15 protein-coding genes and 2 tRNA genes are annotated in these 14,176 nt (G+C 72.6%); 8 read left to right on the forward strand and 9 right to left on the reverse strand.

Translation table 11 applies throughout. From position 1 onward, the window contains the following. Positions 1-927, forward strand: a complete 927-nt coding sequence (locus AC6EI4_RS01510) for a LuxR family transcriptional regulator (RefSeq protein WP_498450356.1) — start codon at positions 1-3, stop codon at positions 925-927. Positions 928-2,202: 1,275 nt separating this feature from the next. On the opposite strand, the gene AC6EI4_RS01515 is transcribed toward AC6EI4_RS01510, so the two are convergent. Both AC6EI4_RS01515 and AC6EI4_RS01520 read right to left on the reverse strand, forming a co-directional pair. Then, positions 2,203-2,292 (reverse strand) — tRNA-Ser (locus AC6EI4_RS01515). Positions 2,293-2,383: 91 nt separating this feature from the next. Continuing rightward, positions 2,384-2,827, reverse strand: a complete 444-nt coding sequence (locus AC6EI4_RS01520; RefSeq protein WP_498420365.1) for a hypothetical protein — start codon at positions 2,825-2,827, stop codon at positions 2,384-2,386. 131 nt (positions 2,828-2,958) lie between these two features. On the opposite strand from AC6EI4_RS01520, the gene AC6EI4_RS01525 reads away from it, so the two are divergent. Beyond that, positions 2,959-3,336, forward strand: a complete 378-nt coding sequence (locus tag AC6EI4_RS01525) for a hypothetical protein (protein WP_498450357.1) — start codon at positions 2,959-2,961, stop codon at positions 3,334-3,336. Between the two features lie 50 nt (positions 3,337-3,386). Beyond that, a tRNA-Ser gene (locus AC6EI4_RS01530) sits at positions 3,387-3,478 on the forward strand. Between the two features lie 5 nt (positions 3,479-3,483). Here the strand turns inward: AC6EI4_RS01530 and AC6EI4_RS01535 are convergent. The 3 genes from AC6EI4_RS01535 to AC6EI4_RS01545 are packed head-to-tail and all read right to left on the reverse strand — an operon-like array spanning position 3,484 to position 5,826. Further along, positions 3,484-3,711 carry a biotin/lipoyl-binding carrier protein gene (locus AC6EI4_RS01535; protein WP_498420360.1) on the reverse strand — a complete coding sequence of 76 codons (228 nt, stop codon included), beginning with the start codon at positions 3,709-3,711 and terminating at the stop codon, positions 3,484-3,486. A gap of 40 nt (positions 3,712-3,751) precedes the next feature. Continuing rightward, positions 3,752-5,044 carry a hypothetical protein gene (locus AC6EI4_RS01540; RefSeq protein ID WP_498450358.1) on the reverse strand — a complete coding sequence of 431 codons (1,293 nt, stop codon included), beginning with the start codon at positions 5,042-5,044 and terminating at the stop codon, positions 3,752-3,754. Between the two features lie 11 nt (positions 5,045-5,055). Continuing rightward, the gene (locus AC6EI4_RS01545) at positions 5,056-5,826 is read right to left on the reverse strand and encodes a carbon-nitrogen hydrolase family protein (protein WP_498450359.1); all 771 of its coding nucleotides are present in this window, start codon (positions 5,824-5,826) and stop codon (positions 5,056-5,058) included. Positions 5,827-5,851: 25 nt separating this feature from the next. On the opposite strand from AC6EI4_RS01545, the gene mobA reads away from it, so the two are divergent. From mobA to AC6EI4_RS01565, 4 genes are all read left to right on the forward strand, one after another. Next, positions 5,852-6,433 carry a molybdenum cofactor guanylyltransferase gene (gene mobA, locus AC6EI4_RS01550; RefSeq protein ID WP_498450360.1) on the forward strand — a complete coding sequence of 194 codons (582 nt, stop codon included), beginning with the start codon at positions 5,852-5,854 and terminating at the stop codon, positions 6,431-6,433. A gap of 52 nt (positions 6,434-6,485) precedes the next feature. Further along, positions 6,486-6,815, forward strand: coding sequence for a DUF6457 domain-containing protein (locus AC6EI4_RS01555; protein WP_498420353.1), 330 nt, complete (start codon positions 6,486-6,488; stop codon positions 6,813-6,815). Positions 6,816-6,886: 71 nt separating this feature from the next. Then, positions 6,887-7,864 carry an NAD(P)H-quinone oxidoreductase gene (locus tag AC6EI4_RS01560; RefSeq protein ID WP_498420351.1) on the forward strand — a complete coding sequence of 326 codons (978 nt, stop codon included), beginning with the start codon at positions 6,887-6,889 and terminating at the stop codon, positions 7,862-7,864. Positions 7,865-7,904: 40 nt separating this feature from the next. Beyond that, on the forward strand, positions 7,905-8,525 hold the full coding sequence (locus AC6EI4_RS01565) for a bacterial proteasome activator family protein (RefSeq protein ID WP_498420348.1): 621 nt from the start codon (positions 7,905-7,907) through the stop codon (positions 8,523-8,525). Here the strand turns inward: AC6EI4_RS01565 and AC6EI4_RS01570 are convergent. From AC6EI4_RS01570 to serS, 4 genes are all read right to left on the reverse strand, one after another. Continuing rightward, positions 8,522-9,196 (reverse strand): hypothetical protein, encoded by a 675-nt coding sequence (locus AC6EI4_RS01570; RefSeq protein WP_498450361.1) that lies wholly within the window; start codon positions 9,194-9,196, stop codon positions 8,522-8,524. The two genes, AC6EI4_RS01565 and AC6EI4_RS01570, sit on opposite strands and share 4 nt — an antisense overlap. 139 nt (positions 9,197-9,335) lie before the next feature. Next, complete coding sequence (locus AC6EI4_RS01575) at positions 9,336-10,142, reverse strand: HAD family hydrolase (RefSeq protein WP_498420344.1); 807 nt, start codon at positions 10,140-10,142, stop codon at positions 9,336-9,338. 4 nt (positions 10,143-10,146) lie between these two features. Continuing rightward, positions 10,147-11,091 (reverse strand): HAD family hydrolase, encoded by a 945-nt coding sequence (locus AC6EI4_RS01580; protein WP_498420342.1) that lies wholly within the window; start codon positions 11,089-11,091, stop codon positions 10,147-10,149. After that, entirely contained in the window at positions 11,084-12,364 is a 1,281-nt protein-coding gene (gene serS, locus AC6EI4_RS01585; protein ID WP_498450362.1) for a serine--tRNA ligase, read from the reverse strand. Before serS ends, AC6EI4_RS01580 begins: the two co-directional genes overlap by 8 nt. A gap of 119 nt (positions 12,365-12,483) precedes the next feature. Here serS and AC6EI4_RS01590 point away from each other — a divergent pair, with 119 nt between their 5' ends. Beyond that, on the forward strand, positions 12,484-14,058 hold the full coding sequence (locus tag AC6EI4_RS01590) for a bifunctional phosphatase PAP2/diacylglycerol kinase family protein (RefSeq protein ID WP_498450363.1): 1,575 nt from the start codon (positions 12,484-12,486) through the stop codon (positions 14,056-14,058). Positions 14,059-14,176 lie beyond the last annotated feature (118 nt).

Below are 14,176 nucleotides of genomic sequence, written 5' to 3' on the forward strand. Positions count from 1 at the left end.
TTGAGCACCGGCGGCATCAAGATCGAGGATCCGCGCCTCGGCGACGGCGGGCCGCTCAAGCGCGCCTGCGATCTCCTCCTCGACCTTGGGCTCCTGACCCTCGACACCGCCACCGACTACCTCGTGGCCACCGACCCGTCGGCTGTGCAGTCGCGGGTGGTGACTCCGCTGGGACAGCAGGGGGCCGAGTTGCTCCATGAGTCCTCCCAATGGGCCGAGGCCTTCACCAGCCTCTCCCAGGTGTGGCGCCGCGCACCCCACCCCGCCCAGGGCGTGATCACCGAGCTGCGCTCCGAGGCCATCAACCCGTTCCTCACCTCGCTGGTCCGCGACGCGGAATCGGAGCTGCTCACCGCCCAGCCACAGAGCGGGCGGGCAGCCGCACTGGAGACGGCGCTGCAGCGCGACATCGCGGCACTCGATCGCGGAGTACAGATGCGCACGCTCTACCAGCACGCGGCGCGACGCAGCTCCGACACCCACAAGTACGTCTCGGCCGTCACCGCCCGGGGAGCCGAGGTGCGCACGCTCGACGAGTTCTTCAACCGACTCATCGTCGTCGACCGCAGGATCGCGGTCATCCCCGGCCACGAGGGGCTCTACGTGGCCCTGGCGATCCGCGACCCCTCGCTGGTGGCCTACCTCGTCGACATGTTCGAGAGGCACTGGGAGCGTGCCCGGCCGTTCACGAACCGCGAGACGTCGATGATGAAGGACATCGCCGCGGAGCAGCGGGCGATGACGATCCGGATGCTCATCGAGGGTCACGCCGATCCGGCCAGCGCGAAGCGGCTAGGCGTCAGCCCACGGACATACGCCGGCTACATCTCCGACCTCAAGGAGGAGTACGAGGCACAGACGCGATTCCAGCTCGGCTACGCCATGGGCCAGCGGGGAATCTCGGGCCACGAGAGCCACGACGCCTGACCTGCGATGCCAGGACCCGCCACCGCCGGCCGTGCGCCGGCTCAGGCGGGCGACGGGTCGTCCTGGTGCAGAAATATCACAAGGGCAGTGACGTTGCCGTCACTGCCCTTGTGCCTTGAGACGGGCCGGGGGGGATGGCTCAGGGACCGAACATGTGGGGGTTGGTTGGTCCGCGTCTCAGGGATCGTGGGGTTCGGGGGTCTGGGTCAGTACCCCCAGCTGGTGTCACGCAGCTGGACTACCTTCGAGGAGTCCGTCTTGCCACCAGGAGCTGCCTGCGCAGGCACCGTGGTCCCGAGAACAGTAAGGCTGATGACCGCAGCCGCCAGTGCAACACCGAAACGACGCACGTTCTTCATAGTGACCTCACCTTCTTGCGAGGGTCACCGGCGACCCTCCCTGGGAAGCATTCTGCTGGGACTCGAAGGCAGTTACACGGAAACGCTGCCTCACAAACTTGCATTGCATCAAATTGCAAACCCGGGGCCTGCTTTTGCGGCGGGGCGTCGGCTTCCCCGGTCGGCCGGGGAACCCTGAACTCGGCGGCCGAAACTTCGCCTGACACGTCCAGGAACTGCCCCGCTCCGCACCCTCCGCGCCGCCTACCCGCAGGTAACTGGTGGATCGCACGCACCAGGTGCACGGGAACCTCCAGTTACCCGCCGGTCGCCTTGTGACAGCCATCCAGGTGGGGACGGGCGGGGTCTGGTTGGTGGGTCGCTGAGCTGGGCTCTAGTACGACCGGTCCCGGTCCCGGTCCCGGTCCGGCACGGCTCGAACCGGGGCGGGCAGGGGCGTCGGCTTCCCCGGTCGGCCGGGGAACGCTGCACTTGGCAGCCGAAACTTCGCCCGACAAGTGCAGTAGTTGACAGCGCGGCTCGCCTCAGCGGACGCGTGAGTCACACCACCACCGCCGATAGGACCCGCGCACCCGCCTGCCAGCCACTGACGACGCCCCCCGCCGTACGCCGCACCCCCGCAGCACAAGGGCCCACGGCCAAGCCCAACCCAGCCCACGCCCCCGCGCACCCTCCACCACCTCGACGTCTCGAGAGCTGCCGGGCCACCGCCCCACCCGGAACGCCCGCAGCCAGGAGCGTCGGTTCCCCCGGCCGACCGGGGAAACCTCCACCCGAAAGCCACCGAATCACCCGCAAGCACCCGAAAGGGACCGAAATGACGAGAGCCGCCCCGGTTCCCGGTCTCCCGGGCCTGGGGCGGCTCCTGCACCGACTCACGTCGGTCCGACTCACGACTCTCGTCGTGAGCCCACTGCGGAGGCGGCGGGATTTGAACCCGCGAGAGGGCACAACCCTCAACCCGCTTAGCAGGCGGGCGCCATAGACCGGACTAGGCGACGCCTCCTCGACAGCCGTCACAGGCTACAAGGCACCGTGCGCTCTTGCCGAATCAGGGGTGGGACCGGCGCGTCCTCGGGGCTCGCAGCGACGCCGGCTCAGAGCCGACGCAGGCCCTGTCCGCGCTGGAGGTGGTCCTGGAGGTCACGCACGAAGGCCTCACGCTGGACCGCCAGGACGGTGACCGGGATCGTCGTCGTCCTGCCGTCCTTCAGCCGGATCACCACGCAGGGGCTTCCGCCGACGTTGGCGGTGACGGCGTCCTCGACGTCCTTCCACCGCGCCTGGGTCACGCCCGCGCCGCGCACGTGGCGGACCTGGTAGCCCTCCTCCCCCAGCCGTACGGCGTACCCGCGGGTGAGCACGACGACGCCGAGCGCACCCAGCGCCACCAGGCACACCACACCCACCACCGGCAGCAGCCAGCCGGGCAGCCCGACCGCGACGAGCAGCAGGGCGAGGAGCACAGCCACCCCCGCGACGACCAGCGTCGAGCCCAGCAGGCGAGCGGTCAGCGAGGCGGAGAGTCGGTAGTCGGACACGACACGATTGAAGCAAGACCGGCCCGCATCCTGCTCATCGGGGGCGCAGTTGTGATCGCCGGGTGCGGCACGCCACACTCTGTGCCCGAGGCGCGCCATCTTCGCGCCCACCGGACGCCGGGAGGGCGCAGATGAGTACGACGCCGAGCGCGGCCCTGCAGGGGGTCCTGCAGGCCCTGGACGCGGCCCCACGTCCGAGCGGCCGCACCTCGCAGACCGCCGACGTGGCGCTGGGAAACTGGCGTTGGACGGTGCGCCAGCGCATCCGGGCGGTCCGCGACATGCTCGTCGACGAGAGCGCCTACGAGGGCGAGAGCTGGGTGACGGCACACGGGGGCAGCGTCCTGCGCGAGCGCAACGAGCTGCTGCTGCGCCTGAGCCGGATGATGCCGCAGGTCCTCGAGGCCAGCGACGTGAGCGCGCTGCGTGAGGAGTTGCGGGGGCTGCTGGGCGACATCTCCGAGCACCTGCAGCGCCCGCGCGAGCTCGCCACCGAGGACGGCACCTAGACTGCTCCGCGCACGGTCACGACGCCGCCGAGGTGGCTCGCGCCGGGCGAGGAGGGGTGCCGGAGTGGCCGATCGGAACCGCCTTGAAAGCGGTCGCTGGCAGTGATGTCAGCCGCGGGTTCGAATCCCGCCCCCTCTGCCAGCAGCTCAGTCGAGCACGACCAGCACGTCGCCCTCCTGGACGACGTCCCCGGGGGTGACCCGGACCGAGACCACTCGCCCGGCGACCTCGACCAGCACCGGGATCTCCATCTTCATGGACTCCAGCAGCACGACCGTGTCCCCCGGTGCGACCGTGTCGCCTGCCGCGACCGGGACCTCCATCACGTTCGCGACCATCTCTGCCACGATCTCGATCTGCTGGGTGCGAGCCATGATCGTGACGGTAGTCGTTACTTGCAGGTACCCCGAATGGCTAGAGCAGCGGCTGGCTGCGGGCCGGCTCGGGGCGCACCGCGGCGGCCTCCTCCAGGCGCCGGGCCCGGGCGCCCCTGGGCCCGGTGAGGACCAGGTCGAGGCGGATCACCAGGTAGCCGACCAAGAGGCCGAGCAACAGGCTGTAGAGGACCGAGAGCCCCGCCTCGGCCAGCGAGGCCGCGGGGTTGACGATCATGTGGACCAGCGGCACGGTCGCGGTGATGCCGAAGGCGCAGAACCACCAGCCCTGGCGGCGGCGCGCACGCATGTGACATCCCCAGACCAGGGCCGGCACCCCGAGCAGCACCATCATCGGGCGCGGCACGCCGCCGAGGTGCTCACGTGCCCAGCGCGTCGCCTCCATCACCGACTCCACCACGTCCGGCATGCCGTAGCGGCGCAGCATCTCGGCGTACGCCAGCGTGACGGCCAGCAGCAGGCTGCCCACGAGCACCGCGAAGAAGCCGCGCCGGCCCAACCCGTGCAGACCCGCACCGAGGCGGTAGACCGTGGCGAACGAGGCCACCAGGGCGAGCGCCAGCGTGACGTACTCGAAGCGGTCCAGCACCACGACGGGCTCGTAGCCCACCGCCGCCAGCCCGCCACCGGTAGCGACGACCAGCGCCACCAGCAGCTCCCGCACGGCCTGGGCGAAGGTGACGGCGGGCACGGTGGCCATCACCGCGAAGACGCCCGCCACCACGCACACCAGCACCGCCGCACCGCTGCGCAGCAGCTCGTTGCCGACCACCAGGACCCCGGTCCCCAGGACCACGGCGAGCAGGGTGAAGACGAATGCCCGCCCGCCGGTGCGCACGGCCAGACCCCACACGTACGCCGCCGTGAGGGTGACGGTGCCGGCCCCGCCCAGCCATGCCGGGCCGACCGGCACGATCGGGGCGATCATCCCAGCCACGCCGACCAGCACGACCAGGGCCCACAGCAGCTGCCGGGTACGAGGCGCGGGTGGCTTCCTCCACCGGCCGGCGCCGCCGGCGCCGAGCCGCCCGGTCCCGCGCGACGGCGCCGCCTCGCTCCGGTGGGCGCGCCGGTCCGCGGGGCGGACGGCGGGCTGCTCCATCGTGATCGGCTCGGAGGGGAACGGCGCCACGGCCGCGGTGACCGCGGGCTGCTCGGCGGTCGGCGCCTCGCTCGACGGAGCCGGCTGCGCGGCGTGCGGAGGCGCGGCCGCGATCCCGGCGCCGCGGGCACGCAGACGCGCCAGGCGCGAGGGGGGTCGCGCGGCGGCACGACGCGGAGCCGCGCGACGGCCCTTGGAGGTGGACGACACGACGAGGAAGGTTACAGACGCCGGTTGGACAGCGACGGGTTGGTGCGCCGGGCCCGGTCCAGCACCTCACGCTCCAGGGTGGCCCGCAGCACCCCGGGCTCGGGCCCGGCCTGGGCAAGCGTCTCCCCCATCGGGTCCACGACCAAGGAGCAGCCCGTGTAGCGAGGCGCCGGCTGGCCCACCGCCAGCACCCAGGTGGTGTTCTCGATCGCCCGGGCGCGCGCGAGCGTGCGCCAGTGGTCGACCTTGAGGGGGCCGGCCAGCCACGCCGCCGGCACCACCAGCACCTCGGCTCCCCGGTCCACCAGCGCCCGGGCCAGCTCGGGGAAGCGCAGGTCGTAGCAGGTCATCAGCCCGACGCGGAAGCCCGCGACGTCGACGACCACCGGCTCGGTCGTCCCGGCGCTCAGCCGGTCGGATTCCCGGTAGCCGAACGAGTCGTAGAGGTGGATCTTGCGGTACGACGCGGCGACGCCGGGCCCGCGCGCGACCAGCGTGTTCCAGGGCCGCGCCGGGTCGGCGGAGGTCTCGAACATGCCGGCCACGATCGTCGTGCCGCGCTCCTCGGCCACCCGCTCCACCTCACGCACGAACGGCCCGTCCATCGGCTCGGCGAACGGGCTCACGTCGGAGCCCGACGGCCCGAAGTCGCGCGCCCACGCCTCGGGCAGCACGACCAGGTCGGCGTCCTCGGGCACCAGTGCGGCGAGCCTGCGGCGATTCTCGGCGGGGTCGAGCCCGGAGGCCTCCTGGACCAGCGCGATGCGCAGCGAGTCGCTCATCCCCTCAGGGTGACAGACTGCGCCGGTGGACTTCGACCTCAGCGCCCAGGGTTTCTCAGCCGTCGTCCTCGCCGGCGGCACCGCCGCCCGGATGGACGGCGTGGACAAGGCCGCGATCGAGCACGCCGGGCGCACCCTGCTGGCCTACGCGCTCGATGCGCTCGTCGATGCCGACGAGATCGTGGTGGTGGGCGAGCAGGTGTCGACCGAGCGTCCCGTCACGTTCACCCGCGAGGACCCGCCCCGCGGCGGCCCCGTCGCCGGGCTGCTCACCGGCCGCGACGCCCTCTACGCCACCCCGAGGCTGCTCGGCGTCCTCGCCGTCGACATGCCCCGGGTCACCGCGCACACGTTCCGCCGGCTCCGCGAGGCCGCGGCAGGCCACGACGGCGCGTTCCTCGTCGAGTCCGGCGGCGAGCGGCGCCGCCAGCTGGCCGGGGTGCTCGACGTGCGCCGCCTCGAGGAGGTCCGGCCCGGCCGGGAGGAGCAGCACGGGATGGCGCTGCACCGGCTGCTGGCCGACCTCGACCTCGCCGAGGTGCCGGCCAGCGGCGACGAGGGCGCCGACGTCGACACCTGGAGCGACCTGCGCGACCTCCGCGGCTGACGCGACACGCCGCAAGTTGCGGACCCTGCCGGGTTGGGCGAGGGTGGGACTCGTGAACCTGCACGACTGGATCGACGAGCTGTGCGACGTCCTGGATCTCGACGCCGACGTCGAGGTGGACGAGGGACTCGTCCTCGACCTGGCCCGGATCGCCGCGCACCAGGTCGAGCGCCCCGCCGCACCGATCACCACCTACCTGCTGGGCCTGGCCGTCGGGATGACCGCGGCCGACCCGGAGCGCACCGAGCAGCTCGCGGGGCGGGCCCAGGCCCTGGCCGAGGGCTGGGAGCGGCCCGCCGGCGCACCGGACCCCCTGGACGTCTCCGAGCCCGTCCCCGACGACTCGGGCGTCGACCACTCCGCGGACGTCTTCGAGGCCTGAGCGGCCGGTGTCCGGCGCCGACACGGGGTCTCCTGGACGGCGCCCTGGACGGGGCTCCTAGGGTGGACGTCATGCGTGCCGTCATCGCCCCTGAGCCCGGGGGCCCCGAGGCCCTGACCATCATCGAGCTGCCGGACGCCGATCCCGGCCCGGGAGAGGTCGCCATCGCGGTCGTGGCCACAGCCGTGAACCGCGCCGACATCCTGCAGCGCCAGGGCTTCTACCCGCCGCCGCCCGGGGTCACCGACGTCCTCGGCCTGGAGTGCAGCGGCACCATCGCCGCCGTGGGCCCGGACGTGACCGGCTGGTCGGTGGGCGACGAGGTCTGCGCGCTGCTCTCCGGCGGCGGCTACGCCTCACGGGTGGTGGTGCCGGCCGGCCAGGTGATGGCGGTCCCCGCGGGCGTCGACCTGGTCACGGCAGCCGCGCTGCCCGAGGTGGCCTGCACCGTGTGGTCCAACGTGTTCATGGTCGCCGGCCTCCAGCCCGGCGAGCACTTCCTCGTGCACGGCGGCGCCGGCGGCATCGGCACGATGGCGATCCAGCTCGCCTCGGCGTACGGCGCGAAGGTCTTCGCCACCGCCGGCTCTCCCGAGAAGCGGGCGTTGTGCGCCGAGCTCGGTGCCGACGTCACCATCGACTACCGCGAGGAGGACTTCGTCGAGGTGCTGCGCTCGACCGGGGACGGCCACGGCGCCGACGTCATCCTCGACAACATGGGCGCGAAGTACCTGCCCCGCAACGTCTCCGCGCTCGCCGTCGAGGGCCGGCTGGTGGTGATCGGCATGCAGGGCGGCACCAAGGGTGAGCTCGACCTCGGCAAGCTGCTGGCCAAGCGCGGCACCGTCACCGCCACCTCCCTGCGGGCCCGGCCCGTCGAGGAGAAGGCAGCCATCTGCGCCGCGGTGGCCGAGCACGTCTGGCCGCTGGTCGCCGACGGGCAGGTCCGGCCCGTCGTCCACGAGCGGATGCCGCTCGACGAGGTGGCCCGAGCGCACGCACTGATGGGCGAGGGCGGGCACAGCGGCAAGATCCTGCTCACCCTCTGAGCAGCGGCCCCCGTCTGGAGGCCCGGACTAGATTGGGCCCATGAGCGACCACACGCAGCCTCCCGCACGCTCCGCTGGCGCCTCCTCGGAGCCCGGTGAGCACATCGTGATCGTCGGGCCGGACGGCCAGCCGATGGGCACCGTGCCGGCCAGCGCGGTGAACGCCATGCCCGCCGAGCAGCCAGACGAACAGGACGAGGAGCGCAGCCTCACCGACCTCGTCGAGCAGCCGGCCAAGGTGATGCGGATCGGCAGCATGATCCGCCAGCTGCTCGAGGAGGTGAAGGCGGCGCCCCTGGACGAGGCGAGTCGCGCCCGGCTCAAGGAGATCCACCACTCCTCGATCCGGGAGCTCGAGGCCGGCCTCGCCCCCGAGCTGGTCGAGGAGCTGCAGCGGCTCTCGCTCCCGTTCGCGGAGGGCACCCCCAGCGAAGGCGAGCTCCGCATCGCCCAGGCTCAGCTGGTGGGCTGGCTCGAGGGCCTCTTCCACGGCATCCAGACCGCCATCTACGCCCAGCAGATGGCCGCCCGGGCCCAGCTGGAGCAGATCCGCCGCTCGCTGCCGCCGGGGATGTCGGCCGCGGCCGGTGCCCCGCACCCCGCCCCCGCGGAACGGCAGGGCCCGACGGGTCCCGGCACCTCCGGGGGCATGTACCTCTAGCGTTCGGGACGCTCGCCGATCCGGACCAGGATCAGTCCGAGCAGGCCGACCAGGACCAGCGCAGCGCCGGGTGCGGCCAGCCGCACCAGCGGCGTCGGCTCGTCCTCCTCGACGATGCTGCGCTCGGCCGTGGTCGGCGGCGGCGTCGGCGCCGCCCCCTCGCCCAGCGCCCGGGCCACCCGGTCGGTCAGCGACGTCGTGGCCGGCGCCGAGCCGCTGCACGGGCGCACCGCCCAGCCCCCGCGCTCACGCACCAGGAAGAGCACGTAGGAGCCCCCCTCCTGCAGCCGGACCACGTCGAGCAGCGGCGGCAGCGTGACCTCGAGGGTGCTCGCGTCGGGGGTGCCGGCGAAGACCCGCTGCACGGTGACCAGCCAGACCTCGGCCTCGGTGGCCGGCGGGGTCTTCTGGCCCGGGCTGCTGCTCGTCGCGCCGGCCCGGTTGCGTGCGGTACCGAGCAGGACGACGTCCGCGTTCGCGGCGTGCTCGGCGACGGACTGGACGGCGCAGCGCGGGGCCGACGGCTCGGCGGCGGCCATGGGCGTGAGGCCGAGCGGCGCCAGGCCGGCCACCACCGCCAGCAGGAGCGCGCTCAGGCGGCGTGCGGTCAGGCGGCGTGCGGACGACCGGGAGGGACGTCGTACGTGGTGAGTGTCGTGCGTGGTGGTCATGCCGCCCTTCCCAGGTGCTGCTCGAGCGTCTGTGCATGGGTGGGACGCCGGCGCCGCGTGGCTCCCTCCCCTGCTTCGCGGCCCCAGTCAATCAGGCCGGGGCCGAGGCCGGTGCCCCCCGCCCCGGGGGCAGCGGCGCTCAGATCTCGAAGATCTCGGCCAGCACGCTCGCCACCCCGTCGGCGTCGTTGCCCGGAGCGCGCCGCGTCGCGCTCGCGTGCACCGAGGGGTGAGCGTTGCCCATCGCGTACGACGTCCCGGCCCACTCGAGCAGCGCGATGTCGTTGGGCATGTCGCCGAACGCGACCACCTCGGCGGACGCCACGCCCATCTCCTGGCACAGCAGCTCGAGGGTGGAGGCCTTGGTGACGCCGTGCGCGCTCATCTCGACCAGCGCGCCGGAGGAGGACCAGGTGGTCGTGACCAGGTGGCCGACCGCCTTCTCGACGTCCGCCCAAAACGACTCGGGGTCCCTGGTGTCGTGGCGAGCCAGCACCTTGACCACCGAGTCGTCGGCGATGTCCTCCAGCGCCCCCACCGGTACGGCGTGCGGGGGCGCCACCCGGGGCAGGAACGACTCCTCCCGCGCGAACCCGTCGGTCTTCTCCAGCGCGAACGCGGTGCCCGGCACCAGTCCGCGCACCAGCTCGCCGACCTGCACGGTCGTCGCCGGGGCGATCGTGCGCGCCGAGCGGACCTCGTGGCGCGACACGTCGTAGACGATGCCGCCGTTGGAGCAGATGGCCAGCCCGTGCCCGCCGACATCGCTCCACAGCGCCTCCATCCAGCGCAGCGGACGACCGGTCACGAAGACCACCGGCACGCCGCGCCGGTCGAGCTCCTCAAGGACCTCGCGGGTGCGTGCGGTGACGGTGCCGTCGCTGTGCAGCAAGGTGCCGTCCAGGTCGGTCGCCACCAGCCGGGGCACGGGAGTCGGCGCGCTCACGAGGTCAGCTGAACCAGCGGTCGATCTCGACGGCCGCCCCGTCCTCGTCGACCCCCAGGGTGGACGCGTCGGCGGTGTCGTGGACGATCTGCACGGCCTGGCCCATCGCGACCCCCCGGCCCGCCCAGGCGAGCATCTCGAGGTCGTTGCGGCCGTCGCCGATCGCCAGCACGTCGCTGGCCCGCACGCCGAGGGCATCGACCACACGCTGCAGGCCGGAGGCCTTGGAGACGCCGACCGGGGCGAGGTCGAGCCACGCCGTCCAGCCCACGACGTAGTCGGTGCCGTGCAGGCCGAGGCGCGCGGCCAGCTCCATGAAGTCCTCCGCGGTGGCCTCGGGGTCGCGGATGATCACCCGGCTGACCGGCTCGGCGACGATGTCCTCGACCGCGGTGATGATCATCTCCCCGGAGAGCTCGCCGTCGGGGAAGTGCCGGTTGACCCGGTAGCCCACCCCACGCTCCTCGACCCCGACCAGCGCCTCGGGGTGGTGCTCCAGCACCGCAGCCACCGCCGGCGCCGCGTCGAAGGTCTCCTCGTGGACCACCTCCATCGGCGGGTAGCGGAAGATCACCGCACCGTTGGAGGCGACGATCCACAGCGGCTCGTCGCCCTCGGTGTGCAGGTCGAGCAGGTCGGCCACGAACGTCATCCCGTGCGGTGAGCGGCCGCTGGCCAGCACGATGTGGGCGCCGGCGTCCTGGGCGCGCTGCACCGCGGCGTGCACCGCCGGGGTGATCTCCTCGCGCGGGCTGCTGCCGGCGTCGCTCCAGCGGATCAGCGTCCCGTCGATGTCGAGGGCCACCACCTTCGGTCGCCAGCCCGGGGAGCCGGGGGCGCCGGCCGTCGTGGTGGGGTCCTGGCCCGGACCGGACGCGGCCTCGCCGGACGGGGTCTCACCGAGCGGGGTCTCACCGGGCAGCACGCCGTCGCGCAGCGAATCAGCCACGGACCGGCTCCAGCAGCTCGCGTCCGCCGAGGTAGGGCCGCAGGGCGGCCGGCACCCGCACCGACCCGTCGGCCTGCTGATGGGTCTCCAGGATCGCCACGATCGTGCGGGTCATCGCGCACAGCGTGCCGTTCAGGGTCGCCACGTGCTTGATCCCGTCGTCGCCGAAGCGGGCCCGGATGTCGAGGCGCCGGCTCTGGAACTCGGTGCAGTTCGAGGTCGAGGTCAGCTCGCGGTACTTGCCCTGGGTGGGGATCCAGGCCTCGCAGTCGAACTTGCGCTGCGCCGAGAGCCCGAGGTCGCCGGCCGCCACGTCGATCACCCGGTAGGCCAGCTCGAGCTTGCCGAGGAACTCCTTCTCCCAGCCCAGCAGCCGCTGGTGCTCGGCGTAGGACTCCTCGACGGTGGTGTAGACGAACATCTCGACCTTGTCGAACCAGTGCACCCGGATGATGCCCTTGGTGTCCTTGCCGTGCGAGCCGGCCTCCTTGCGGAAGCAGGGGCTGAAGGCGGCGTAGCGCTTGGGCAGCGACTCGCCGTCCAGGATCTCGTCGCTGTGGTAGGCGGCCATCGGCACCTCGGAGGTCCCCACCAGGTACATGTCCTGGCCCTCGATGCGGTAGACGTCGTCGGCGGCCTGGCCCAGGAAGCCGGTGCCCTCCATCGCCCGCGGCTTGACCAGCGACGGTGGGATCACCTCGATGAAGCCGGACTCGCGGGCCTGGTCCATCGCCATGTTGACCAGCGCGCGCTCCAGTTGGGCGCCGACGCCGGTGAGGAAGTAGAAGCGGCTGCCGGAGACCTTGGCGCCGCGCTCGATGTCGATCGCACCGAGGATCCTGCCCAGCTCGATGTGGTCGCGCGGCTCGAAGCCCTCGGCGGCGAAGTCGCGCGGCGTGCCGACGGTCTCCAGGACGACGAAGTCCTCCTCGCCCCCGGCCGGCGCCTCGTCGGCCGCCGGGTTCGGGATGCTGGCGAGGGCCGCCTGCCACTCCTCCTCGGCCGCGCCCTGGGCGGCCTCGGCGGCCTTCACCTCGGCGGCCAGGAGCTTCGTGCGGGCGAGCAGGTCGGCCTTCTCGTCCCCGGTGGCCCGGGGGATCAGCTTGCCGAGCTGCTTCTGCTCGCCCCGCTTGGCCTCGAACTGCGTGATCGCGGTACGGCGCGCCTCGTCGGCGGCCAGGGCGCGGTCCACGACGTCGTCGGACAGACCGCGCTTGGCCTGGGCGGCGCGCACGCGGTCGGGGGCTTCACGGAGGAGTCGCGGGTCGATCATGCGGCAAGGCTAGCCGTCGGCCGCGATGAGGGCGGGGACGGGCCGCACGCCATACTTGAGCGTCTGTCCACCGCATGATCGCCGAGCATTCGCTCGTGCCTGTGAGAGGAGCCCCACGAGTGCTCGACCGTTCCCGCCTGGTCACCCTGGTCTGGGCCGCGACGGCCCTGGCGGCCTACCTGGCGCTGGCCGGGCTCGTCGTCACCGACTGGGCGCCGCTGCGCGAGCTGGACGGCCGGGGCGAGTCCGCGACCGCGTGGACGGTGGACCACTCCGCGCTGCGCACGGCCCTGGGCATCGTCGAGGACGTCTTCAGCTCGATCGCGATGACGATCTACACCGCGGTCCTGGCGATCGCGCTCTTCGTCAAGGCCTACCGGCGGGCGGCGTACTTCACCGTCGCGGTGATGGCCTCGACGGCTCTGGCCACGACCGGCTCCAAGCTCCTGTTCGGCCGCGACCGGCCCGCCTGGCAGGACGGTGTCGACATCCACCTCAACAACGCGTTCCCCTCCGGGCACGCCTCCTCGGTCGCGGCCATGGCCGGGGTCGTCATCGTCCTGGTGACGATGCTGGTACGCCGCGCCAACGTGCGCCGGGCGGCGACCGTGCTGTCGCTGGCGGTCCTGGTGCTGGTCTGCCTGGACCGGGTCCTGCTGGGGCGCCACTACCCCTCCGACGTGGTCGGCGGCGCGCTGCTGGCCCTGACCTTCGTGCTGCTCTCGCTGGCCCTGATCAACCCCCGCCCGCGCAGCATCGCGGAGAGCACCGAGCCGCTGCAGGAGGTCTACACCTCCCAGCGACGGCTCTCGGTGGTGCTCAACCCGATCAAGGTCGAGGACCCCGGCCAGTTCCGCTCGATCGTGTCCACGATGGCCGCCGAGGCCGGCTGGTCCGAGCCGCGCTGGCACTACACCTCGATCGAGGATCCCGGGCGCGGGATGGCCGAGGCGGCCGCCCTGGAGGGCTCGGACCTGGTGATCGTCTGCGGCGGCGACGGGACGGTGCGCGAGGTGTGCGCCGTGCTCGCCGGCACCGGCATCCCGGTCGGGATCGTGCCCGCCGGCACCGGCAACCTGCTGGCCCGCAACCTCGACATCCCCCTCTACATCCGCTCCGCGATCGACGTCGCGCTCAACGGCCAGGACCGGGCGATCGACCTGGTGAAGGTCTCCGGCGACGGGCTCGAGGACACCCACTTCATGGTGATGGCCGGGATGGGCTTCGACGCCGCGATCATGGAGGGTGTCAACGAGGGTCTCAAGAAGCGCGTCGGCTGGATGGCCTACGTCGTCTCCGGGCTCAAGTCGCTGATGTTCCCGGCGGTCCGGGTCGAGGTCTCCGTCGACGACGGCCCCTTCACCAAGCACCGCGCCCGCACCGTCGTGGTCGGCAACGTCGGCTTCCTGCAGGCCGGGATGCCGCTGCTGCCCGACGCGACGATCGACGACGGCGAGCTGGACGTGGTGATCCTGCACCCGAAGAACTTCTTCGCCTGGGTCCCGCTGGCCTGGCGGGTGATGCTCAAGGGCAAGCACACCGACGAGCTCGTCAACCGGATGACCGGTGCCACCGTGGTGGTGCGCGCCGCGATCGACACCCCCCGTCAGCTGGACGGCGACTCGATCGGCTCCGGGCGCGAGCTGCGGATGGAGTGCATCCACGGCCGGCTGCTGGTGCGCGTCCCCCGCTGACCGCCCGCGCCGCGCAGCGCCGCGTCGAGTGGTGACTCACGGGTAACTGGAGGATCGCCTTCACCTGGTGCGTGGGAATCTCCAGTTACCTCTGGGTAGGCCGGGTCCAGCGGGGTGG

The sequence above is a fragment of the Nocardioides sp. Z43_10 genome, from assembly GCF_059766615.1.